Origin of the sequence: Quyinboa ferrireducens, from assembly GCF_042436675.1 — a bacterium.
Taxonomy (GTDB): Bacteria; Bacteroidota; Bacteroidia; order Bacteroidales; family UBA5342; genus JBHJHP01.
This window is the reverse complement of sequence record NZ_JBHMVA010000009.1, coordinates 63,333-87,304: the sequence shown is the minus strand read 5'-3', so window position 1 is coordinate 87,304 and position 23,972 is coordinate 63,333. Positions and strand designations below refer to the sequence as shown.

Below are 23,972 nucleotides of genomic sequence, written 5' to 3'. Positions count from 1 at the left end.
AAGATTTAATCAATAACTCAGGATGCATAATTTTAAAGAATTAAAGATATGGCAAAAAAGTAAAGAGTTGGTCGTTGAAATTTACCGGCTTACTCAAAACTTTCCCAGTTCTGAACAATTTGGGATTATTTCTCAAATTCAACAAGCAGCTGTATCAATTCCGTCTAATATTGCTGAGGGTTCCGGCAGAAATTCGAAGAAAGATTTTATTCGGTTTCTGGATATTGCCAAAAGTTCATCTTTTGAACTCGAAACCCAAATTATTATTGCAACTGATCTTGGATATATTAACAATGAAGTTTCCGCTAATATCATAAAAACTATCAATGAGATACAAAAAATGATTTTCGGATTTCAGAAAAGTCTTGATTCTTGATTCTTGGATCTAAAATCTAAATATAATGCGACCAGATTTTAAACAAACAGATATAAAAACCGCTGAAGCCAAAGGCGTAACCGCAGAATGGCTTGAGGCGAACGGAATAAAAAAAGACTGGCTCACTCCGGAACAAATTCCGGTTAAACCGGTCTATACAAAAGAGGACCTTGAAGGCATGGAACACCTGAACTATGCAGCAGGACTTCCACCATTTCTTCGTGGACCGTATTCAGGCATGTATGCCATGCGTCCCTGGACAGTGAGACAATATGCAGGATTTTCCACTGCAGAAGAATCCAATGCCTTTTACCGCCGCAACCTGGCTGCCGGACAAAAAGGGCTCTCTGTAGCTTTTGACCTGGCTACGCACCGTGGTTATGATTCCGATCACGAACGTGTGGTTGGAGACGTTGGGAAAGCAGGTGTGGCTATCGATTCGGTAGAGGACATGAAAATCCTGTTCGATGAGATCCCACTGGATAAGATGTCAGTTTCCATGACTATGAACGGTGCTGTATTGCCGGTTATGGCATTTTACATCGTTGCCGGTCTGGAGCAGGGCGCAAGTCTTGAACAACTTTCAGGAACCATACAGAACGATATTCTGAAAGAATTCATGGTGCGTAACACCTATATTTATCCGCCGGAATTTTCCATGAAGGTCATCGCCGATATTTTCGAGTTTACTTCACAGAAAATGCCTAAGTTCAACTCTATCTCAATTTCGGGATACCATATGCAGGAAGCCGGAGCCACTGCAGATATTGAGATGGCTTATACTCTTGCTGACGGTCTGGATTACATCCGCACAGGTATTAAGGCAGGTTTAAATGTGGATGCATTTGCACCGCGTCTGTCCTTCTTCTGGGCAATTGGAATGAACCATTTTATGGAGATTGCCAAAATGCGTGCTGCACGTATGCTTTGGGCAAAAATTGTAAAACAGTTTGAGCCTAAAAATCCAAAATCCATGGCATTGCGCACACACTCGCAGACTTCAGGATGGTCACTGACAGAACAGGACCCGTTCAATAACGTAGGCCGTACTGTAATTGAAGCTATGGGTGCTGCATTGGGTCACACCCAGTCGTTGCATACCAATGCTCTGGATGAGGCGATTGCACTTCCAACAGATTTCTCTGCACGTATTGCGCGTAACACACAGATCTATATTCAGGAAGAAACCAACATTTGTAAAGCCATAGACCCATGGGCCGGTTCTTACTACGTTGAATCGCTGACAAAGGAACTTGCGGATAAAGCCTGGGCTTTAATTCAGGAAGTTGAGGAACTGGGAGGTATGTCAAAGGCCATTGAGACAGGTATTCCTAAAATGCGAATCGAAGAAGCAGCAGCACGTACGCAGGCGAAAATCGACAGCGGAGCACAAACCATTGTGGGAACCAACAAATACCGTTTGGAAAAAGAGGATCCGATTGATATTCTTGAAATTGATAATACTGCTGTTCGGTTGTCGCAAATAGAGCGACTGAATAAAATAAAGGCAACCCGTGACAATGAGGCTGTTCAGGCTGCCCTTGAAGCCATTACAAAATGTGTTGAAACAAAAGAAGGCAACCTGCTTGAACTGGCCGTTAAAGCGGCTCAGTTAAGAGCAACACTGGGTGAGATATCGTACGCCTGCGAAAAAGTCGTAGGACGCTACAAAGCAGTAATCAGAACTATTTCAGGCGTGTATTCTTCAGAAACCAAAAACGATTCAACTTTCCAGCATGCCAAAGAGCTTGTTGAGAAATTTGCAGAAAAAGAAGGCCGTCAGCCACGTATTATGATCGCAAAAATGGGTCAGGACGGACACGACCGTGGTGCTAAAGTGGTAGCAACCGGTTATGCTGACTGCGGTTTTGATGTGGATATGGGACCGTTGTTCCAGACACCAGCCGAATCAGCCAAACAAGCTGTTGAAAATGACGTGCATGTGCTGGGTGTTTCTTCCCTGGCAGCTGGACATAAAACGCTGGTACCTGCCGTAATTGAGGAATTGAAAAAACTTGGTCGTGAAGACATCATTGTAATTGCAGGTGGTGTTATTCCGGCTCAGGATTATGAATTCCTTTACAATGCCGGCGTGGCAGCAATCTTCGGTCCCGGAACTTCCGTGGCTAAAGCCGCATGCCAGATAATGGATATACTTCTTGATGAAGAAGAATAAGTAATCCTTTCATCCCTTGACTCCGGGTCATTGGATGAATAAAGCATATAGCGAGGGTTTCACTTAAAGTGAAGCCCTCGCTTATTTTATACCCTTAACCAAATTTCTCTAAATTTCTTAACTTTATTGATCATTCTGTTTTCAGACGGATGACTCAATAAATTTATAACCATGATTAAGAAAATAATTGGTGTCTATTCTGTATTTCTGGGAGTTTCAATTATCGGAATGTGGATAATGATCCTAAGTACTGAAGGTATAACTGAAGGTAATACCGAAATAACATTTCATCTTGCTTCCGAATTTACAATGGCCTTATTTTGTTTAATCAGTGGTATTATGCTTTTAAAAAATATGAGGCATTCAAAAGAAATCAATATTCTTGGCCATGGAATGGTATTATATTCAGTAATCAATGCAGCTGGTTACTACGGGGAACGTGGAGATTCTCCTTTCGTTGTAATGTTTCTAATTATTTTTTGTTTATCAACCGCATCTCTCTTTATCTCTGTCAAAAACTCAATATAAACAGGTTTATCAAGCGCATGTATTTATGTCCTTCAGTGAATCAACAAGAATATTAAAAATTAATCTATATTTGGACTTTTTAATTGCGGAAACAAAAGACAGGTTTTACACATCCATAATCCATAGATGGAACAATATATTAATATTAAAAAAGAAATCAGAAACAGCGAATCTGCATTTCTGAAAAAGCTTCCAGGCTTTATTATTACTCTAATTACAAAAATCATTAAACAAAAAGATCTTAATCTTCTTCTGAATAAATATGGACATTTAAATGCATATGATTTCCTGGGAGCCATGCTGGAAGAAATGCAAATAACAATTGATGTGAAAGGTCATGAAAATCTGCCGGACCACAGCAAGTGCTTTTTTGTGGCAAATCATCCTTTTGGTGTTGCTGATGGTATGATCCTGACATACCTTGTTTCACGAAAATATGGAGAATATCGCTCCATTGGTAACGATGTGTTCTTACTTATACCACCCTTAAAACCAACCATTGCAGCCATTAATGTTTTTGGCACCAGTCAAAGAGAATATTACAGGGAGCTTGACAAAGTTTACAATTCTGAACTGCCTATTACTCATTTCCCGGCAGGCATTGTTTCCCGTGTTATTAATGGCAAAGTTATGGATGGCCCCTGGCATAAAAGCATGATCACTAAATCTGTAAGTTGTCAGCGCAACATCGTTCCTTTGCATTTTCTGGGAAAGAACTCACAACTTTTTTACAGCATATACAGAATCCGTAAGCTTTTAGGGATCAAACTGAATATTGAACTCATGTTACTTCCCCGTGAATTCTTCAATAAAAGAGGAAGAACCCTCACTGTTCAAATAGGTAAAATGATTCCCCATACCACATTCGACAAATCCAGATCTCATGTAGAATGGGCGCAGTGGTTAAAAGAAGAAACATACAGACTGAAATCTAACAATTAGTTCCTTTATTGTTCCACCTCCTGAAACTTTTTGATTTTAAATATAGCCAGTTCTGCATTTTTTTATACTTTTAACAGGATTACAAATTGTATGACCTGTTTTACACATTGTGATATTTTATAGTTTAACTGAATTTTAATTTACCTGTTATGAAAAAGAATTTCCTATTAACCGTAGTTGCATTTTTATTTATTTCATCTTCCTTTCAGGGGCAAACCATACATCGTTTAACGCTTGATGAATGCGTGGAACTTGCCGGCGAACAAAGTTTTCAAATGCGTAAAAGCAAATCGGCATATGAAATTGCCAAATTCGGTTACCTGGTTCAAACCAGCAATTTAAAAACAAATATAGATTTTAGTTTTAACCCTGTTCTAAGCAAGACTTACAATCCACAAACTGATTTTACTAATCGTAATGGTGAAAACCTTTACAGATCAAATTACGTTACTAGCACTAATTCCTTTATCATAATAAGTCAACCGCTGCCAACGGGTGGATATATTGAATTCGAACCAGGTTTCTCTGCAACGACGAGAAACTATTTTACAAAATTCGATGATGATGTTATCGCCGATCCTGGTAATAAGACGCTTACATTTAATCCCTCATTTAAATTGACTCAACCCCTTAACTCATTTTATGTTTTTAATCGTTATAAATACATTCAAAAAAGTGCGGATCTGAATTTTGAAAGAGCAGAAATATCTTACAAACAGGTTAAGTTTTTAATCCAATATCAAATCGGGATACTTTATTTCCAAATCCAAAATATACTTCAGGATATTGAGGTTCAAAAATTGCTTTTGTCAACTAAAAAATCAGTTTACAATAAATTCTTGCCCTACGGAGAAACAGATAATTCAGAATTGATAAAACTTAAAATTGAAGTTGAAAGAACAGAAACAAATCTTAACAACCTATATTATGCTTATACAAGTAAAGTAAATGATTTAAAACAACAGCTTGCCCTCCCTGAAAAGGATAGTATACTAATAGACAATAAAATGGCAATAAATGAATATCTTATTAACACAAATAAGCTAATAAAAGTTGCTACGGAACGACATCTGCTAATAAAAAGGTACAATATTGACATAAAGCTTGATGAACTAAAATATAAAGAAATTAAAGCAGAGTCCTTACTTAAAGCAGATCTTTCACTCTACTTTAATCCTTACAGTTCAGTTGCCGGCGAAGCAGATATATCCTATATGGATTTGATGTCAGATGTCTGGGATCAATCTGCACGAAGAACAGAAACCCTCAATGATCTCAGCTTAGGATTAAGAATCAGCCTACCGATCTATGAAGCAAAACGCACCAAAAACCAGATGCTCATTAAAGATGAAGAAATCAGAATCAATAAGATAAATATTGAAGAGCAGGAGGAACTTATTCAAAAAAACATTCATACTTTAGTGGAACAAATTGCCTATACCCTGGAAAATATAAAGATTATTGAAACTATGATGGAATCATCTCAACAAAATATGGAAGACGGCATTCAAAAGTTTTATAATGAGGCAACAGATACTTACAGGTTAGCGTATGACCTAAAGTTATGGGAAGATGCCCGGTTAAACTATTCCGCCATGCAAATGAATTACAACCTTCTCATTAACAGACTGGAATACGAAATTCTTGATCATCTTGAAAATGTACAATAGCAGAATCAAATGTCTACAGTTCAACCGGCTTTTTTCGGAGTGATCTGAAACTCATTATTAAACCTGCACCCATTAACAGGGTTGCCAGAATGCTGAATGCAATATTAACCAGAGATAATAAATATATCATCCCAATCATTGCACCCATCAACGCCATGTAAACCATCATTCTCAATGTCATGCCACCTTTACGTTGCATGTCTCTGGGTTGGGTAAAAGGCAACGGGTTCTTCATAAATATTTCGCCAAGTACTGCATATAATGCTGTTCCTACTGCGCCCAGCAACAAATAAACCAGCACATTAACCGGCCATATCAAAACAACTATAATTGTAAACATCAGATAAATTGGAATGTAAAACTTATACAACATAGCTTTAATGGCACCGGTTTGAAGATGTTTTTTATCAGGAGCAGGCAAAGCCTGATAAATCCAGCCTGCACCGGCATTATCTGTATAGGGTAGTTGATAAATTGTGCTTACACCAAAAAATCCCATAAAAATAAAGACAAGATATTTGGGTGTTGTTGCCAGATTTTGAAGCGATCCGAAAAAATCTTTAAAGTCAGGTTTTAAAAATATAATTAACATGATCAGGATATATCCAAACGCAGGATAAACCGCCTGTTTAAATTTTCTGTCTCTTTTTGTTACAGACATTGTCATCTGCCATCCGGCTTTCTCCATATCCGATACGCACAATATGTTTCTGGCAAGATTCCTTATTTTTAATTTCACACCCGAGCCAGACCTTTCTTTATCTTTCTTTTTCTCTGTTTTATCATCCGTATTAAGTAATGAACTGAAACCGGACGACATGAAACGCACAACCAGAACTGATCCAAGGACTGTAAAAAGAATCGTAAGTCCAGCCATGATTAAATCGTATGACGAAGTAAATGAAGCGAACAGCCTGGTAAAACCTGCCAGCCAGATTGTAGGAACGAGATATGTCCACCAGCCGGTAGACATAATTGCCTGATCCGGAGAGACCATTTCAAACATCCGTGGCAACAACTGATAACCACCCATGATGAGAATAGCAATACCAATCTGCATGTAATTCAGTGCATCCTTAAAACGTTCCCCTGATATAAATTTAGAGAGTACCTGGAACAGCAACATACAAAACAACAGAGCCATCCATGAGGCTATGAGTACCGATAAAAGCATACCCAGAACCATTAAACCTCCGTGTATAAATATCACGAAAATAAGCCCTGGCACTGACATAGCACCTCCTATCAGTCCCATATACGTTTGCACATGAACCAATCGGGTCAGCAATAAAGTCCGTGAACTGACCGGCCGCGGCAAATAAATATCATTTTCGTTTTCATCAAAAATTACACTTGAAAATTCGGTCAGCAAAATGGTGGTCAACATCACAATCAGAATAGAATAGTAAATGGTAAAACCAAATATTACATCCTTTGTCTGTATAAATATCATTGCGGTAAAGATGCCAAACATGCCATAAAAAAGAAGTTGTCTCCCAAAGGTCATCTTTCTTTTTTTATTGGTATTCAGGGAACTTGGTTCTTTCCTGAAATCGATGCTTAGCTTGGCATTCATTATAGCCTCAAACTGCAAAACATCAGCGCCCATCATCCGAACTAAAGGTCGTAACAGGCGGATTAATTTCATCAGTAATTCAGCCATCCTATTCGCCTTTAAGTGAATTCAACAATTCTTCGGTTTCTGCCGTTGACATTCCATTACCGGTTAATTTGGCAAACAGCTGTTCCAGTGAAATAGCTTCAGTGGCTTTCAGTTCTTCAAAGCTTCCGTCAGCAACCACATTACCATTGTTGATCAGGATGATCCTGTTTGATATTTTTTCCACCACGTCCATAAGATGAGAACTATAGAAAATTGTCTTACCCTGTTTTGCCATTGAGGTCAGCAATTCCTTAACCTGAATTACCGAATTGGCATCCAGTCCGTTCAACGGTTCGTCCAGAAACAGAATATCAGGATTATTCAACACACCGGCAGTGATAAGGACCTTTTGTTTCATCCCCTTCGAAAAGGTATCCATACGCTGATCAATATTCTTCTCCAGCCCAAAGTACTTCATAAAATGATTGATCCGGTCGTCTGTAATTTCCGGTTTCATGCTGTACAATGTTCCAATAAGCGAAAGATATTCTTTAGGTGTCAGCATCTCATACAACGCACCATTTTCGGGCACATATCCGATATGCTTTTTTATTTCAGTAGCGTCCTTTTTCAGATCATATCCGAATACTTGAATATCACCCGTAAAATCGGATATCATACCACAGAGAATCTTTACGGTAGTACTTTTACCTGCCCCATTGGGCCCGATATATCCAATTATCTGACCATTGGAAATATCCAGGTTAATTCCCTTTAATACTTCATTGGCAGTTTCGCCTTTTCCATAAGTCTTATGTAAACTTCGGATTGTAATAATTCGTTCGTTGTTCATTTTAGGTGGTGGATTGAAATAAGGATATAAAATTATATATTATTGCCGGAAAAACAACCTTAATTAGAGGGTAAGTATAACTTTAAGCAGGAGTGCAACCAGAAGTCGCACCCCTTCTAAAATGCATATGAATTAGTTGTCAGTTTTACCGTAAGAATTTTTCCCTTCTCTGTAAATTAAGTAAGCCAAACAGTATAAAGATTACAGAAGCAGAAAGCATAAATATCCTGTTATACATAACGGTTTCTTCCCATAACAAGGCGGCGGTGCCCTCCAGTTGCCTGAACGGATTCAGAAATATGTTCCACATTGAATCGCGTAATACTCCCTGCATGATAAAATAGATAAGGCCAATCAATACAACAACTACTGCCGTTGCATTTCCATTCTTGATCCATGTAGAAAGGAAAAACGCCAGATTACCTACAAACAATACTACTACCATCAACTGCAGGATCATTGGGATATAGTCAAAATCAATCAGCAGTACCCGGGCCAGGTATGCCAAGGGAAATAACAGTGCAAAAACTATCAGAAATACCATTATCAGCCTTACAAACCAAACTTTATAACGGTAATCCGGTATACCGAAAATAATTTCCAGGGTCCGCATATCCGCGTCGTTCTGAATCCCAAAAACTGTAGGATAAAAAATCAGCAACAGTGATGGTAACAATAACAAGCCATATATTTCATCCTGTGTAAAATAATCATCATTAAAAGCCTGAACTGTACCGAAAATCAGGAAGAACAATAATGCCGATAATACAAACAGCCAGAATTTGCCACCGAAGACAATTTTAAGGTTATATGTAACCAACCGCCATGTGTTATTTAATGTATTTTTAAATGTAATTCCCATTTTTCTTCAGTTTAACGGGTTGATTTGATCAGCCACAGATAAGCATCTTCAAGTAACGGTGTCTCATTAACAGCATCTTCGTAAGGTTGTTGCGCAGACAAACACCTTACCCTGATACTTCTTCCCTCACGCATATGATGAACTACTATCAGATCTTTGGTTACTTCCTCAAATTTTTCAACAGGGACACTAAACCGCCATACCTTCCCTTCAGCCTCATCAGCCATAGCTTTCGGCGTTCCTTTATAAACCACATTACCGCGATTTATTACAGCCATGTAATTACAAGAACTTGAAATATCTTCGATGATGTGTGTAGAGAAAATCACAACACGCTCACGGCTCAGTTCCACCAAAAGGTTTCGGAAGCGGATTCTTTCCCTCGGATCCAGCCCTGCGGTTGGTTCATCCACAACAAGAATACGTGGCAGATGCAATAATATCTGGGCGATTCCGATACGTTGTTTCATACCACCCGAAAATGAACCGATGCGTTTATCCCTGTTTTCCAGCATATGCACCGCTTCAAGCACATACATAATGCGTTCTTTACGCAATTTAGTATCAGTTATACCTTTTAAAATAGCCTGATAATCAAGGTAAGCATAAGCCGTCATATTCTCGTACATGCCAAATTCCTGTGGCAGATACCCAATCAAACCCTGCAGTTCCTCACGGTTCAGCTCCGTATCGTGTCCGTTGATCCAAATCTTACCATAACTCTGATCTAGAATACCACAAATATTACGCATCATCGTTGATTTACCTGCACCATTTGGTCCCAGCAGGCCAAACATACCGGTAGTAATTTCAAGGCTTACACCCTTCAGTGCCTTGAATGGTTCCTTCTGGAAACCAACACCTGGAATTCGTGATACCAGTTTTACATACCATCTAAATATTTTGGGGTAGTTTTCCGGTTTTTTCCTGCCCGATATCAACGATGGTGATAAAGCCATTGCAGCAATTATTAGGTACCAGAAAATTGAAATAATAATTACCATGGCAAGATTATGCCAGCGCATGTAAAACAGTAAGCCATAAATGGCAGGAATTCCAAAAAACAGTATGGTCTTTACTTTATTAAGGAACCTGTACGCTTTCACCTGGGCACGAACAAATATCCCCATCAGTCCCAGGAACATGATATATATGATTACTGCAACGATAAATGAATATATATCCTCTGTCATGTGGAACCATCCCAGATAAATGAGAAAAATAAAAACCGGGATCTGCCATATCAGGTTCTGCCATAACTCTTTTTTGCTTTTCACATCATCCACTTCAACACCTGACATTGCCATCGATGAGCTCCACTCACGGCCAAACAACGACGGTCTGCCGTAAATTTTAACCAGATTCTGAATGGTAATAATGATAGGGTCATTGTCACCTATTAATTTCGTATTTGCGCGTTTAAAACTGCTGAGTGCCAGATATACCATTGCAGGAATCCCTGTGATCACTAAGAATCCGACTGCCAGCTGCCACAGGAATGTATTAATTTCAGTAATGGTTACCACCAAACCTGCCACAACCAAAATTCCCATAGGAATGGATATGGATAATTTCAGATGTTTTATCCATTGAACCACATTTTCAAGTGCAAGATAAAGTGTTGGAATAAAAACCAGTGTCAGAATTGTGCTCACCGATAAACCTCCAATTACAGTAATTGCAAAGGGAACACCTATTAGTGATACATATTCGGCATCGCCCATCGCCAGCGGTACCATAGCCACAATTGTGGTTATGGCAGTAATCAATATAGGCCTTACCCTTGAAAGACCGGCCGTAATTAATGCACGGGATGTACGGTTCCCCTGTTTTCGCAGGATATTGGTAAAGTCAATCAGTATAATTCCGTTATTGACCACAATTCCAAGTAAGATCAGAAAACCGGTTAAGGTATTGGCGTTGTACAGCGAGTTTCCTGACAACATCAAAAACAGGAATGATCCTATTGCTGCCATAGGCACTGAAAATAACAGAACGATCGGTGTGATGAAAGATTCAAAAACCGCTGCCAGTATCATGTAAATGAGCAGCAGTGCAATTCCGAATAAAGAATAAAATTCATTCAGATCCGATTCTTCATGTACCATTTCCACTGCAATACCCTGGGGGATATTATAGGCATCCACAACCTGCTCTACCTCCATTTGTGCTGCTTCCAGCAAGGTCTTGGATTCGTATATTTCGTTGTTAAACTGGTAAATAACCTCCAGGTGTTTGGTCTGATTTAAACGTGTAATTTCCCTTAAACCTCGGTCCGTATAAACATTGGCAAAAGAACCCAGTTCATGTCCTGCTCCCGACTGATCCGTTGAACTTGACACCTGCAACTCTCTCAGATCATCAAAGGTTTTATCCACATTTGTATCAACAGTGTCGCTATCATACGTTATCATGATTTCGTACTCCTCCCCACCCTGCTTAAAATTCACGTTGGATGATACCTGACGACTGAATGCATTTAGCTCGTTGGCCACATCCGTAAGAGAGAGGTTGTAATCCGACATCAGATGCCGGTCGAAATTGATGCGTGCTTCAGGTTGGTTTTCGCGGGCTGTTTCCCAGGCTCTACTCACATTATCCAGTTCCTCAAGATAATATTCCAGGTCATCTGCAATAGTTACCATCAAATCAAAATCCTGCCCTTTAATAACGATATAATCCTGTTCCTGACCTATTCCCATCATTCGAAGGAATCCTGTGTTACCACGGCTGCCCGAACCTCTGCCCGAATTACCTCCGGCAGAACCAAGTCCGCTGGACGAAGCTGTGCCTGAGATACTGATATCTGCCGGTTCCATTTCGCCAATCTTACGTTGGATGGATTCGGATAAATCCGCAAACGACAAATCGTTTATTTTTTCAAACTTGTCTTTCAGTTTCAACGTTATAATGGCATCTTCTTCCTGAATGCTGGAAATAACATCCTGTATTTCTGTCACATCCTTCAGCTTATCTTCAATTTGTGTTACCAGCTTATCCGTTGCATCCAGGGTTGAACCCGAAGGCATGGTAACTGTAACTCTCAGGTCGTTGGTCTGAACTTCCTGACTGGTGCTAATGCTTACCATATTCGCACCAAAAATGGTTACAAAAAACAGTACCACAGCTATAATAATCGTCGCCACCGGATTTCTGAAGGCCGTCTTCAAAAACAAAAGATAAAATCTTACGGCACGGTTCCTGATGGATACGGTTTTAAATGAATTTATTTTACCAGCCTGTTGTTTTTTTATCACCACATGTACTGCCATTGGAATCAGCAACATAGACACAATAAGTGAAATAGTCAGGGTTGAAATGATCGACACCCCAATATGTTTCCCAAATAATTTGATCAGGTAGTTTGAAGAAAACAGGAACGGCAAAAATACAGTCACAGTGGTGAGTGTTGCCGCCACCACTGATCGCCACACCTCTTTGGTTCCTTTTATCACCGAATCTGCCGCATTGTATCCAGCCGATCGCAACCGGTATATATTTTCAAGCACAACAATGCTGTTATCCAGCAACATTCCTACAGCCAGCGCCAATCCCACCAGCGTAAGACTGTTTATTGTAAGATCGTAAGCATAAAAGAAGTTAAACGCTGAATAAACTGAAACAGGTATAGCCAGTGCAACTATCGTTACAAGACTTATATTTCTAAGAAATACCCACAAAATAAAAATTGCAAGCAGACCACCGGTCAGCGCCAGATCAATAATCTGGTCTATGTTATTTTCCATGACCTCAGCAATATTCTGCTGCACTACAATTTCCACATCCAGATATGCATATTTCTCATTCTGTTTTTCAATAACATTCTTAACAGCATGTGAAACATCAATAATATTCGCCTGAGCATCGTTTAATACAACTATACTTACTGCATCCTTGCCATTGACACGGCTGATGGTAGTTTCATCCTTTTCGCCGTAAAATACTTTGGCTACATCCTTTAACCGGATATTATCCTGAATGACCAGATCCTCAATATCCGATACTTTCTGGTATTCCCCTTCAACATAAACAAAATAACGTTTTCCCCGCTCTTCTATCTTTCCGGCATAACTCCTGTCCTGTAAACTGGCTGATAACATCCGTCGAACTGATGCAGGCGTAATATGGTGCGCTTCGCAGGATTCCTTATTCAGAATCACCTCAACAGACTTTTCACGTCCGCCATAAACGGTAATTCCAGCCACACCGTCTATATTCTCAAGTTCAGGACCTATTTTCTCATCCACCACATTGCGCAATCTGTCAGTTCCTCCGCCACCTCTTACCTGGAGTTCCATCAGAACAGTGCTCATACTTTGCATCTGATCGCTGGCCTTTACAACGTTCACCTGAAATTCATCGGGTAGCGCCCCACGAACACTGTTGATACGTTCTTCCAGTTTCAGATACGCATATTTAAAGTCCACATCGTCCTGATAAGTTATATGGATCGATCCGCTGCGGGTTCCCGCTGTTGACTCAATCTCATCAATCCCTTCCAGACTACCTATAACACCTTCAAGCGGAATAACTGCTTTTTCCTCCAGATACTCAGGGGTAACTTCAAGAGAAGAAGAAACCTGAACATAAACATCCGGCAGCTCTGCACTGGGAAAAAGTTCAAGCTTGAGTTGCTTATAGGAGATAACGCCCAGCATTGTTACTGCCAGGAAAAGCATTGATATAAGTACCTTCCTGTTAATCACAAATCGCATTATCTGGTCTCCTTTTTTAAACCCAGTTTAATTAATCCTGTTTCCATCACATAATAAAAGCACGGGATAACAACCAATGTCAACAGCGTAGATGTTATCAAACCACCAATTACCGCCCATGCCATTGGAGAACGTAAGGAAGCACTCTCGCCAAACCCAAACGTTAAGGGCAACAATGCCAGAATGGTTGTTAATGTTGTCATTAATATTGGCCTTATACGTCGCTGTCCGGCTTCCACAATGGCATCTTTAAGCTTATACCCTTCCTTTTGCAACTGATTTATTGCATCCACCAGAATAATGGAATCGTTCACCGCAATACCCGCCAGCATAATAATACCGATGTAAGCCATGATATTCAGTGCAGCACCCTGGATATAGAATATCCCTATACCACCTACAATTGCAAGAGGAATTGTCAGAATTATCGTAAACGGATGAACCAGACTCTCGAATTGAGAAGCCAACACCATATAAACCAGTATCAGTGAAAGGATCAGGGCAAAAGTGAGGTTGTCCATGGACTCCTTACGTTGCGCCTCTTCTCCTGTTATTTCAAATTTATACTCATTCGGAAAAGCAATTTCACTCAATTCCTGAGTTATTTGTTGTGAGATCTTATCGAGCGGAATATCACCCACAATGTCTGCTGTAATTTTTACGATGCGGTTCTGATTATTATGCAATATTTCGCGCGGTGCTGCCGATGTCCTGATACTCGCCACATCCCTTACCGGGATCTCAATATCGCCAGAACTAACTTTTAAATCTTCAATCTGCGATAATGAAGTTTTATCCATTTTAATGGTGATATCACTCAGTTCCCCGGAGATATCCATTTGTCCTGCAGATGTGCCTTCCAGACGCTGGGAAATTACATTCACCACATCAGAGACACTTACATTCAGTAAACCGGCCCTGTAACGGTCTATCACGACCTCAACTTCCGGTGCACCTCCTTCCACAGACGATACAAGGTTGGTTATATTGGAATCCTGTTTTAGTTTATCCATGACCTGAACCGAAAGGTTTTCCAGTTCGTCCTGATCTTCTCCGGAGATCTCAACCACCACCGGCTGACTTTCATTTCCAAGAATGGACTGCAAAGCAGTTTGTTCCTGACGGGTGACAACATCAATCTCATCTGATGACGGATAGTACTTGTTGATTTGCTCCATAAATACATGAGCAGGAATGGTACTGTCCGGTTCAAGAATTACCTTGATGGTCGCCATATTCTGATCTTCAAAAGCTCCGTTTTCATTTGATGTCAGTCCGGATGATGGTCCCGTCTGAGCATAAATCATATACAGATCATCACCAACAACACTTCTGATCACGCGCTCAACAGACTCAACGGCACCGGAGGTTCGTTGTAGCTGTGTCCCTTCCGGCATTTTGATATCCACGTAAAAGTCCCGCGATTCAGTCTGTGGCATAAATTCACTTCCAAGATCTCTCAACATTAAATAACCGCCGCCCATTATTAAGAAGGCGAGAAAGATTATTAATCCCCTGTGCTTCAGAAATCCCGTGAGCATTTCACCATACCATGTCAGTTTTACGGATCTGTTGGTAGCCTGAACAAATGTTTTTTTCTTTCTGTACATCCAGTAATAAAACATAGGGATCATAAAGATGGCAGCTACCAGTGAGCACAACAGTGAATAGGTAACGGTTAACGCCTGATCCTTGAATAACTCACCCGATGCACCATGCAGATAAACGATAGGCAGAAATACAACAATAGTGGTCAGCGTAGAAGCAATAATGGCGCCACCAACCTGCGATGTTCCGTTAATGGCTGCATCTTTTGTGTTTTCACCGTTTTCATGCAGCCGGAAGATATTTTCGATTACAACGATGGCGTTATCAACAAGCATACCTGCACCAAGTGCCAAACCACCAAGTGTCATGATGTTCATGGTAAGGTTATCAAAATACATCAGTACAAATGTTGCCACAATAGATATCGGGATTGCAAACGATACAATCAACGTCGGACCTATTTTACGCAGAAATAAAAGCAATACAAACACGGCAAGGATAATACCGTAAATAGCGCTGTCACGTACCTCGTTTATGGCTGAAGAAATGAAATCGCCCTGATCCTGAACTATTTTTAATGTATATCCGGGTAAAGCCTTTTGTAAGGCCTTAAGTGCTTCTTTCAAATCATCGACGGCCTGAACCGTATTGTATTTGGTTTCTTTATATACTGATAAACCTAAAGCCGGAACCCCGTTAATGGTCACCAGATTTTCACGGTCCTTAGGTTTGTAATAGACTTTAGCTACCTCTTTCAGTAAAACTGGTGTTGCCTGAACCGATTCAGCGGACTGCTGACCAGTTGTGCTTTCCACAGTTGGCCGGGCCATTTTAACAATCACATTTTCCAGGTCACTCAGACTGGTCAGTTCGCTCATCCCTTTCACCACATACCGGCGTCCCATTTCTACCACGGATCCACCCGATACATTCTGATTAAAACTGTTGATGCGGCTTACCAGCTCACTGGTTGTTATATTATACGCTTTCAGCAGATAATCGTTGGTTTCAATGACGACTTCCAGTTCCTCGCCTCCGTCAATCTCCACGTCAGCAATACCTTCCAGCCTGATCAGCTCATTTCGGATATAGTTTTCAGCCACTTTGCGCAGGTCGTCCATGTCCTGATCCGTTTTGCGCTGGAACGCGATCAGCATCACAGGTTCAGCATTTGGATCATACTGGGTAATGTTCAGTTCATCCACCTCCTCGTTCTGGGCAATCACAGCTAAAGCCTTTGAAAGATCCAGAAAGGCTTCATCCATATCCTTTCCCCAGGTATATTCCACTTCAACACGGGCCTGTCCCACCCTGGAAACAGATGACACATTGGTTACTCCGGCCTGACGAATAGCAAGCGCCTCCACCCGGTCCACAAACATTTCCTCTATCTCCTCGGGTGGACGTTCTCCCGATTTGATTTCCACATATAACCGCGGATTATTAAGGTCAGGGAACAAGTCGATGCCTAATCTCTGAAAAGAGATATAGCCCAGTAACAATATCCCGGTTATCACCATGGTAACCGTTACCGGATAATTGACAGAAAACCCTGTTATTTTTTTTAGCATTACACTTCGGTTTAAAATGTTTACTCTACAATTTTCAGTTTAGATCTGTTACGCAGGGTTTCGTAGCCACGGGTGATCAGTTTATCTCCCATGCTCAATCCATCTGTCACTTCCACATAGTCGTTGTTTTCAATTCCGGTGGTAATTCTTCGTTCCTGAGAATAACCCGATTCAGCAATAAATACAGACTGCACACGACCTCTTCCCCTGATGATATCCTTTGGTATTACAATGGCATTTTCACTTCTCTTAGCCACAAGATCTGCCTTAACAAACATTCCCGGGAGGAGCAAGCCTTTTCCGTTATCAATGGTAATGAAGGTTTTAAAAGTTCTTGCATCAGGGTCAATGGCCGGAGCAATCTGGTTGATTACACCATGAAGTGTATCATCCGGAACATTGTAATTTGTAATATACACATCCATGTTTGTCTTTACTTCAGAAAAATACTTTTCGGGAAGATTGGCATCAAGATATAGTTCCTTGTTGTTGGTAATCCTGAGTACCTCTGTTCCACTTGCAACTTTTGTTCCGGGAGTAAAATAAGGTAAATCCACAATTGTACCACTAAAAGGAGCAGTAACCTTCATTTTGGCAAGGTTTAACACTGCACTTTCCATATTATATTCTGAATTCATCTCAGCAATCTCAGCATCCTTTAATTCACGTAAGGTCACACCACCTTTTTCATACAAACTCTTTTGCTTTTCCAGCTCCTGTTTTGAAATTTCAAGATCAAGTTTTGTAGATTCAATATGAATATTGTTTTCGTACTCTTTATCCTCGATCCGGATAATAATATCGCCTTCTTTTACTTTATCTCCCAGGGCGTAGGGTTTTCCCGTTGACGGATTGGTCTGCAACCGGTATTTCCCTGCAAGTTCGGTAGAAAGGGTTGCATCCATTAAAGCATAAACCGAACCGGTTGTGTTAATGAATGACTCTATTGTAGATGGCACAATTTCCTTTACTGACACAGGAACTTCCAGTTCAGCTGAATAACTCTGAACAGATCTCTTACAGTTGGTCAGCAAAAGAAGAGCAAAAGCAAATAGTGTGAATTTTAAAAGTGCTGATTTCATGGTGTTATTTTTTATCGTTATTTATTACTTCAGGTATAACAGGTTTGTTATTTACAAAATCATATAAAGTCTGAATTTTCAGATTCAGCAGTTCCAGATTATAGTTGATGATGGTATTGGTCAAAGAGTTTTTCTGACTGGTTAACTGGTTCTGAAATAAACGAAGATCCATACTTGTCAGGTCCCCGTTTTTATAGCGTTCCAGATTAATATCATAGGTTAGCTGAGCATTCTCCACACTCTTTCTGGCAATTTCCACCTGGTTGTACAGGTTGGTCAGATTGCGGATAATCTCCCGAATTCCCAACACAATCTCAGATTGTTGAAATTCCATGCTCATTTTACTGTTATCCAATGCCAGTTCCGCCGATTTTATGGTTGCTTTACGTTCTCCCCAGTCAAACAAAGGAATATCGAAAGAGAAACTTAAGTTAGGCTGAACCCTTGTATTCTGATCATTAAACATAGTATTAATATCTCCAGAATTGCTGTATACTCCAACCGTTGCTGCAACACTTCCTGAAAATTCATTCGTTGTTTTAGCCCGGATGAGAGAAAATGTCGAATTTTGAATATCAATTTCGCGTTGCCTTAATTCCAGTCTGTTCTTCAATCCCATTTCCACTGCTATCTTCGGATCAACATCTACCTTATTTACCGTAATATCGGTTATTACCATAATGTCTTTATCAATATCATCTCCGATCTGATACAGGAAATTATCCTTGGCATTTTGCAACTGAACCTGTTGATTGTACAAATCAGATTTTGATGTGGCTACATTTAGTTCGGCCTGATAAAGTTCTTCCAGTGCCGAAAGTCCACCATCAACCTTATTTTTAATAATATCATAACTTTCTTCATTATTCTTCAGATCCTCCTGTGCAATCAGTAAACTTTGCTGTTGCTGATATACATTATAAAACAATTGTCGTACCTGACGTTCTAAATTCATTTTTGTCAACGCAAATTGAATTGCAGAATTTTCATAATCAAGCTTAAGTTCTTCATATTGTACTTTGAGATTATTATATGTAAATAGAGGTTGATTGAATGACAAACTCAAATTATTTGAAAAATTATTTGTTTCATTCCAACTTCCGTCGACTGAGTTATTATTTTTATTATAACCATATCCAAAGTTATTGGATAATAAAAGTTCACCGCCGGTTGCAACTAAAGGTTGCAAAACTCTAAAATCGGCATTACTCCCAAAATTCTGATCGTCATAATAATTATCTCCTCTCGTGTCATACTTATTTTCATAAGACATAGTGAGAGGCGATGTCCTTAGTGAGAATTGTGATTTCTGTCTTGCTTTTTGTGCATTCAGATTCTGAAGACTCCGGTTCATTGAATTCTCAGCCTGTCTGATATCAGGACTGTTCTTCATGGCGATATCCAATGTCTGATCAATGGTTAACATTTCCTGTGCACTCAGGAAAGATGCCATTAATAATGTGATTGTGAATAGTGTTAAGCGTTTCATATTTTAATTTCGTTTTACCCATTTAACTGCATCTGCAAATACTCTGCGGGCATCTGTTTTATTTGTAAGTACAATTTTTGCTGTTCCTTTCTGAAAAAAGAATGACCCCAGTTTATTCCAGCCATTTTCAGTACTGTTATTCATCTGAAATTCCACTTCTTCCTTGTCCTGACCGTTATACACAAAATACTGGTACTCTTTTCCTGCTTCTTCAAACTGGGGACCTCCGCCACCACCGGGGCCTCCACCTCTTCTTCCCCTGCCACGACCAAGCATGGCATCGCGCGGAATGTATACGTACACATCATATACCCCTTCTGCAGGCAGATCCTTTTGCCATGTTACGGTGCGCTCACCATTTCCCTCATGCGTATAATAGGCCGATTTTATGATGGCTCCGTTAAAGGCTGTATGCGCAACACTTCGCCACACATGCGGTATGCGCCAGGGTTCTATAGAACCGTATTTAGGTTCTTCTTCATTTTTCAGTTTATCAAAATACTGTTTGATCCTGGTGTCGGTATTTTCCTGTTCCATTGAGAATCCAGGATCCTCATTATCAACTACATATTCATTATCATTGTATAAGGTGACCGGATCGGATACCGTTTTTGCATATTCTTCAGGAATAATCCTGTAATTCGTCTCCGGCGATCTCATAAATTCATTATACGATGCAGGAATATTTTGTGACAACACTGTATTGACCATCATCATTCTTGGCATATCAAACAGCATTATCTGTATTTCTTTTGTTTCATCAGGTTTAAACAAATAGATCCGTTCTTCACTCTGATTGCTTCCACCACCAAAACCGCCTCCTCCCATTCGGAAGTCGACATCCAGTATGCCATCCACATCCGAAATATTAGTTACTTTAAATTTTACCAGGTAAACAGGTCCTATATCATCTCTGGTTTCTATATAAAATGTTTTACCAAACTCAAAAGCAGGAATGTCTCCCCTGTCGCCCAACTGAGCAAGGAAGGGTGAAATATCCACATTAAATTCTTTCTGAAATGCCGATTTTAGCGAATCCGTTTCAATAATATGAAACCGGTTATCCATAAGGAAATCATAAAGGAAATTATCAAAACCTGTTATCCCTGCACTATACTTGAGCCCGTCAAGCAGGAACGCCCCTTTTTGGCGAATGACGACCGGGATAATGCTTTTCTTGTCCGGATCAGAAATAATGTCCGAAACAGAATTATTCTGCAGTAAAAGATTGGCCTCTTCTTCTTCTCCTATTCCTCCTCTCATGGCGCCACGAAAATCGAAGTTGTCGGATTCCCGCAAATAACTTTCCAGAATAGTTCCCATTAAAGGATAATCTTTTGAATCTACCCCTTCAACCAGGCTGAAATAGTATGGGAAAAAGGAAAACGGATTTAACGTATACTGAATTCCTGAATAGGAAACAGGACCGTTATTAAACCGTCTGTTATCCGAGCTTAGCTGAATTCCAGAGTTAGAGAAGAACGTACTACCAATAAATCGTCGGAATACATTTACTTCAGCGTCAATAGGTCTTACCGCTTGTCCACGGTTTCTAAAACTTTCATATTTTTTAAATCTTCTGAAATCAGCCAGTTGCATCCCTATACCACGTTCAGGATAAAGAAAAATATCAGGCTGAGTCGTCTCAAAGGAATTATCCAGCAACCGTTGAAAAAACATAAAATGTGCAGGAACCTCTACAAAATTAACCTTATGATACGGAAACGTATTTATGAAACTGTTGTTATCGTATCTCGATTTTTCATTCTGTATTATATAACCAACCGTATCTTTTAAATTGGACAGGTGATACGAGAAAAAGTCATCGCCGGGCTTATAAAAGAGATTATATTCCACAGAATCCACACTCACACCAACGCTGTCAAATTTACCTATAACCAGGGTCAAACCTTTTGCCGGATATGATGTTTCAAAACTGTATTCATCTCCGTTCATATTCATTTCTCCCTGGGATAAAGGCCTTAATCGTTTTGATGTCTTAACGGTTAAATTGTAATCCGAAAAGTAACCTGTTCTGGTTCTTAATGTCTTTGTATTAAAACTTACACCCGGAACAGGATACCAGAATGTTTCAGGAGTTAGCAGAACAAAATCGCTACCGATATACGAGAATTTATTATCCAGTTTGACGGGTCCCACATTACGGTTCTGTTTATATTCTTCATCCGAAATATCAAGGTAACAAAAGGCATCGTCAACCGAACCGGAATAACTGAAGTTATATATTAAGGTATCGTTATCAGGGATTTTAAGTACAGGAATCCTGATAATCTGCTTCTCTCTGGTAAACGAAACAGGCGATCCTGTTTTATCCGTAACACCCTTAATTTTAAAACCCGGATTCAGCGAAAACGTTAGCGTATCATTTGCTTTAAGCGCATTAACAGATCCTTCGATTTTAGCGCTTACTGTAATACCATCGCCTTTATGCGTCACATTAATGGCATTGTCCGTAACATCGAGATACTTGCTTTCTGCATATTTATTATTAAGGGTCAGATACGCGTGTCTGTTTTTAAATACAGCATTTGAGTTCAAAAGATACCATCCACCTGCTGTCCCTCCTATTCCCAGTAAAATCAGAAACAGGAAAAAATAGAATACTTTCCCATACACCCTGTTAGGCAACCTGTTAAAACTGGTAATTGTAGCTGCGATAAAGGCCATGCCCAGGAAAAAATAAAACATCCGGTGAGCAAGCAGCATGGGCACATCGGCAAATCCCGTAATTCCGGAATATGCCATAGGCGTATAAAACGCCATATAGTCAAAAATACTAAAATACTTGTTCTGGAAATAAAACAGTGTCAGTGCCACATAACCGATCAGAATTAAAAAAGTAACAGACTGATTCTTGATGAGAATCATAAGAACATATGCAAATCCTAAAATAAATACGAGAGTCGGCAAGGTAATAAGCAGTGGATAATACAGGTATGCTATCCAATCCACCTTTGTATCAGGTACAATCAGATTAAATACGAGTGTGACCACCAGAAAAAACAGGGTCATTCCGAAAAATACGGACAGGGTTCCCCATGTTTTGCCAATAACATACTCATTGTTCGAAATAGACCGGGTATAAATAACCTCGGCGGTATCCATTTTTTTATCCCGCTTTAAAAAATCTGAAGCCAGAAAGATTGCAATAACGGCCTGTGCAACATTAAGCAGTAAAATATTAATAAGTGGCAGATTGGCAGGAACAGCCCTGTAATCCCACTGAGCTGCAGCCGGAATGATAAAAAATGCCAGATCGACAAATACAATTATTAATAAGGCTATGATAAAGAATATCCTGAAAAACCAGCTGCGAAGCAGAGTCTTTCTTTCGTAATGTGCAACATTTAATATATTGGGTATAGATATCACAGCGACCAGTTATTTAATTTGTATTCCATAAAATAAACGTAAGCATGTTCAAGGTTCGGATAAACCGGCTTTGGATTATATGCTTCCACATCATCTCCTACCAGCTGCAGTTCCCATCCCGATCCTGCCGGTATAGTAGATATAACAGGATACTTAACTTTTAATTCGTCATATTCCTCCTGCGTAGCCTCAATCTGCCAGACATGCCCCTTGGTCATTTCGATCAGATCCTCCGGCGCACCATTAAAGGCCAGTTCACCTTTATTTAAAAGCGCCATTTGATTACACGTACTGGAAATATCCCCTACGATATGTGTCGATAATATAATTATGGTATCACCCTGCCCTATATTCGACAACAAATTTCTGAATCTTATACGTTCTTCCGGATCAAGTCCCGTGGTAGGCTCATCGACTATAATTATTCTTGGTTCGCCAATCAGGGCCTGTGCAATACCCAGCCTGCGCTTCATTCCACCGGAAAGTTTATTCGCCATCCGGTTTCTGAACTCATATAATCCAACATTCCCTAACATTTCATCTACCTTTGCCATCCGCTCCTTTCTGTTTCGCATTCCGGCAAGACGCGCAGAATAATCAAGAAATTCCCATGTTTTCATTTTAGCAAAGAACCGGAAATCCTGTGGCAAATACCCTAACATCTCCCGAACTTCCTTGCGTTGCTTTACCAGATCCTTCCCATTCAGAAGCACTTCACCTTCAGAAGGATTCATAAGCGTGACCAGAATTCGCATGAGTGTTGATTTTCCGGCACCGTTTGGCCCTAATAGCCCAAACATACCTTCTTTAATGGTAAGGTTAACACCTTTCAGGGCTTCAAATCCGCCCGGGTATATTTTTTTGAGATTATTTATTTTGATTTCCACAAGAGCTTTTTCAATTTTCATTTAGACACAGACCAAAGAATGTTTATTCCAGCATCACAAAAAAAAATTAAAATTTAACATATATATCTTAAAAAGGCATTATTCAGGTATGTAAACAACAAACACACTTATACACTATTAGTATTTTTTCTGTTTACGACAAGCCTCTTAGCCAAAGGACTTCGTAACTAATTTTTAATCAGTTTAAATACATATTTTTATATATCTAATTATTTATATTAATGATTTTTTTAGTTAATTAAAATTGCACTACCTT

At 39.8% G+C, this 23,972-nt stretch carries 14 protein-coding genes; 5 read left to right on the top strand and 9 right to left on the bottom strand.

Annotation, left to right across the window (positions count from 1 at the left end; genetic code table 11):
• Positions 1–22: 22 nt before the first annotated feature.
• The 5 genes from ACE01N_RS13235 to ACE01N_RS13215 all read left to right on the top strand — a co-directional run bounded on the left by ACE01N_RS13235 (position 23) and on the right by ACE01N_RS13215 (position 5,692).
• Positions 23–376, top strand: a complete 354-nt coding sequence (locus tag ACE01N_RS13235; RefSeq protein ID WP_380589718.1) for a four helix bundle protein — start codon at positions 23–25, stop codon at positions 374–376.
• Positions 377–401: 25 nt separating this feature from the next.
• Complete coding sequence (scpA, locus tag ACE01N_RS13230) at positions 402–2,552, top strand: methylmalonyl-CoA mutase (RefSeq protein ID WP_375727310.1); 2,151 nt, start codon at positions 402–404, stop codon at positions 2,550–2,552.
• Between the two features lie 171 nt (positions 2,553–2,723).
• Positions 2,724–3,080, top strand: coding sequence for a DUF8058 family membrane protein (locus tag ACE01N_RS13225; RefSeq protein ID WP_380589714.1), 357 nt, complete (start codon positions 2,724–2,726; stop codon positions 3,078–3,080).
• 126 nt (positions 3,081–3,206) lie between these two features.
• Complete coding sequence (locus ACE01N_RS13220) at positions 3,207–4,022, top strand: 1-acyl-sn-glycerol-3-phosphate acyltransferase (protein ID WP_380589711.1); 816 nt, start codon at positions 3,207–3,209, stop codon at positions 4,020–4,022.
• A gap of 149 nt (positions 4,023–4,171) precedes the next feature.
• On the top strand, positions 4,172–5,692 hold the full coding sequence (locus ACE01N_RS13215; RefSeq protein WP_380589707.1) for a TolC family protein: 1,521 nt from the start codon (positions 4,172–4,174) through the stop codon (positions 5,690–5,692).
• A 13-nt stretch (positions 5,693–5,705) separates the two neighbouring features.
• Here the strand turns inward: ACE01N_RS13215 and ACE01N_RS13210 are convergent, their stop codons facing one another.
• The 9 genes from ACE01N_RS13210 to ACE01N_RS13170 all read right to left on the bottom strand — a co-directional run bounded on the left by ACE01N_RS13210 (position 5,706) and on the right by ACE01N_RS13170 (position 23,716).
• A complete protein-coding gene (locus tag ACE01N_RS13210; RefSeq protein WP_380589704.1) occupies positions 5,706–7,355 on the bottom strand; it encodes a hypothetical protein in 1,650 nt (549 codons plus the stop codon).
• Position 7,356: 1 nt separating this feature from the next.
• Positions 7,357–8,148: an ABC transporter ATP-binding protein gene (locus ACE01N_RS13205; protein ID WP_380589701.1), complete on the bottom strand. Its 792-nt coding sequence runs from the start codon at positions 8,146–8,148 to the stop codon at positions 7,357–7,359.
• Positions 8,149–8,293: 145 nt separating this feature from the next.
• Entirely contained in the window at positions 8,294–9,010 is a 717-nt protein-coding gene (locus ACE01N_RS13200; protein WP_380589698.1) for a hypothetical protein, read from the bottom strand.
• Between the two features lie 11 nt (positions 9,011–9,021).
• Entirely contained in the window at positions 9,022–13,725 is a 4,704-nt protein-coding gene (locus ACE01N_RS13195; protein ID WP_380589695.1) for an efflux RND transporter permease subunit, read from the bottom strand.
• Positions 13,725–16,844 carry an efflux RND transporter permease subunit gene (locus ACE01N_RS13190; RefSeq protein ID WP_380589692.1) on the bottom strand — a complete coding sequence of 1,040 codons (3,120 nt, stop codon included), beginning with the start codon at positions 16,842–16,844 and terminating at the stop codon, positions 13,725–13,727. The genes ACE01N_RS13195 and ACE01N_RS13190 overlap by 1 nt, the downstream gene beginning before the upstream one ends.
• A 20-nt stretch (positions 16,845–16,864) precedes the next feature.
• Complete coding sequence (locus ACE01N_RS13185; RefSeq protein ID WP_380589689.1) at positions 16,865–17,926, bottom strand: efflux RND transporter periplasmic adaptor subunit; 1,062 nt, start codon at positions 17,924–17,926, stop codon at positions 16,865–16,867.
• A gap of 4 nt (positions 17,927–17,930) precedes the next feature.
• Positions 17,931–19,415 (bottom strand): TolC family protein, encoded by a 1,485-nt coding sequence (locus tag ACE01N_RS13180; RefSeq protein WP_375727294.1) that lies wholly within the window; start codon positions 19,413–19,415, stop codon positions 17,931–17,933.
• A 3-nt stretch (positions 19,416–19,418) separates the two neighbouring features.
• The gene (locus tag ACE01N_RS13175) at positions 19,419–22,808 is read right to left on the bottom strand and encodes a hypothetical protein (protein ID WP_380589685.1); all 3,390 of its coding nucleotides are present in this window, start codon (positions 22,806–22,808) and stop codon (positions 19,419–19,421) included.
• Positions 22,805–23,716 carry an ABC transporter ATP-binding protein gene (locus ACE01N_RS13170; protein ID WP_375727292.1) on the bottom strand — a complete coding sequence of 304 codons (912 nt, stop codon included), beginning with the start codon at positions 23,714–23,716 and terminating at the stop codon, positions 22,805–22,807. The genes ACE01N_RS13175 and ACE01N_RS13170 overlap by 4 nt, the downstream gene beginning before the upstream one ends.
• Positions 23,717–23,972: the final 256 nt, after the last annotated feature.

Bases quoted from the DNA above. Each gene is read 5' to 3' on its own strand.
- ACE01N_RS13235 (WP_380589718.1), top strand. From the start codon at position 23: ATGCATAATTTTAAAGAATTAAAGATATGGCAAAAAAGTAAAGAGTTG.
- scpA (WP_375727310.1), top strand. From the start codon at position 402: ATGCGACCAGATTTTAAACAAACAGATATAAAAACCGCTGAAGCCAAA.
- ACE01N_RS13225 (WP_380589714.1), top strand. From the start codon at position 2,724: ATGATTAAGAAAATAATTGGTGTCTATTCTGTATTTCTGGGAGTTTCA.
- ACE01N_RS13220 (WP_380589711.1), top strand. From the start codon at position 3,207: ATGGAACAATATATTAATATTAAAAAAGAAATCAGAAACAGCGAATCT.
- ACE01N_RS13215 (WP_380589707.1), top strand. From the start codon at position 4,172: ATGAAAAAGAATTTCCTATTAACCGTAGTTGCATTTTTATTTATTTCA.
- ACE01N_RS13210 (WP_380589704.1), bottom strand. From the start codon at position 7,355: ATGGCTGAATTACTGATGAAATTAATCCGCCTGTTACGACCTTTAGTT.
- ACE01N_RS13205 (WP_380589701.1), bottom strand. From the start codon at position 8,148: ATGAACAACGAACGAATTATTACAATCCGAAGTTTACATAAGACTTAT.
- ACE01N_RS13200 (WP_380589698.1), bottom strand. From the start codon at position 9,010: ATGGGAATTACATTTAAAAATACATTAAATAACACATGGCGGTTGGTT.
- ACE01N_RS13195 (WP_380589695.1), bottom strand. From the start codon at position 13,725: ATGCGATTTGTGATTAACAGGAAGGTACTTATATCAATGCTTTTCCTG.
- ACE01N_RS13190 (WP_380589692.1), bottom strand. From the start codon at position 16,844: ATGCTAAAAAAAATAACAGGGTTTTCTGTCAATTATCCGGTAACGGTT.
- ACE01N_RS13185 (WP_380589689.1), bottom strand. From the start codon at position 17,926: ATGAAATCAGCACTTTTAAAATTCACACTATTTGCTTTTGCTCTTCTT.
- ACE01N_RS13180 (WP_375727294.1), bottom strand. From the start codon at position 19,415: ATGAAACGCTTAACACTATTCACAATCACATTATTAATGGCATCTTTC.
- ACE01N_RS13170 (WP_375727292.1), bottom strand. From the start codon at position 23,716: ATGAAAATTGAAAAAGCTCTTGTGGAAATCAAAATAAATAATCTCAAA.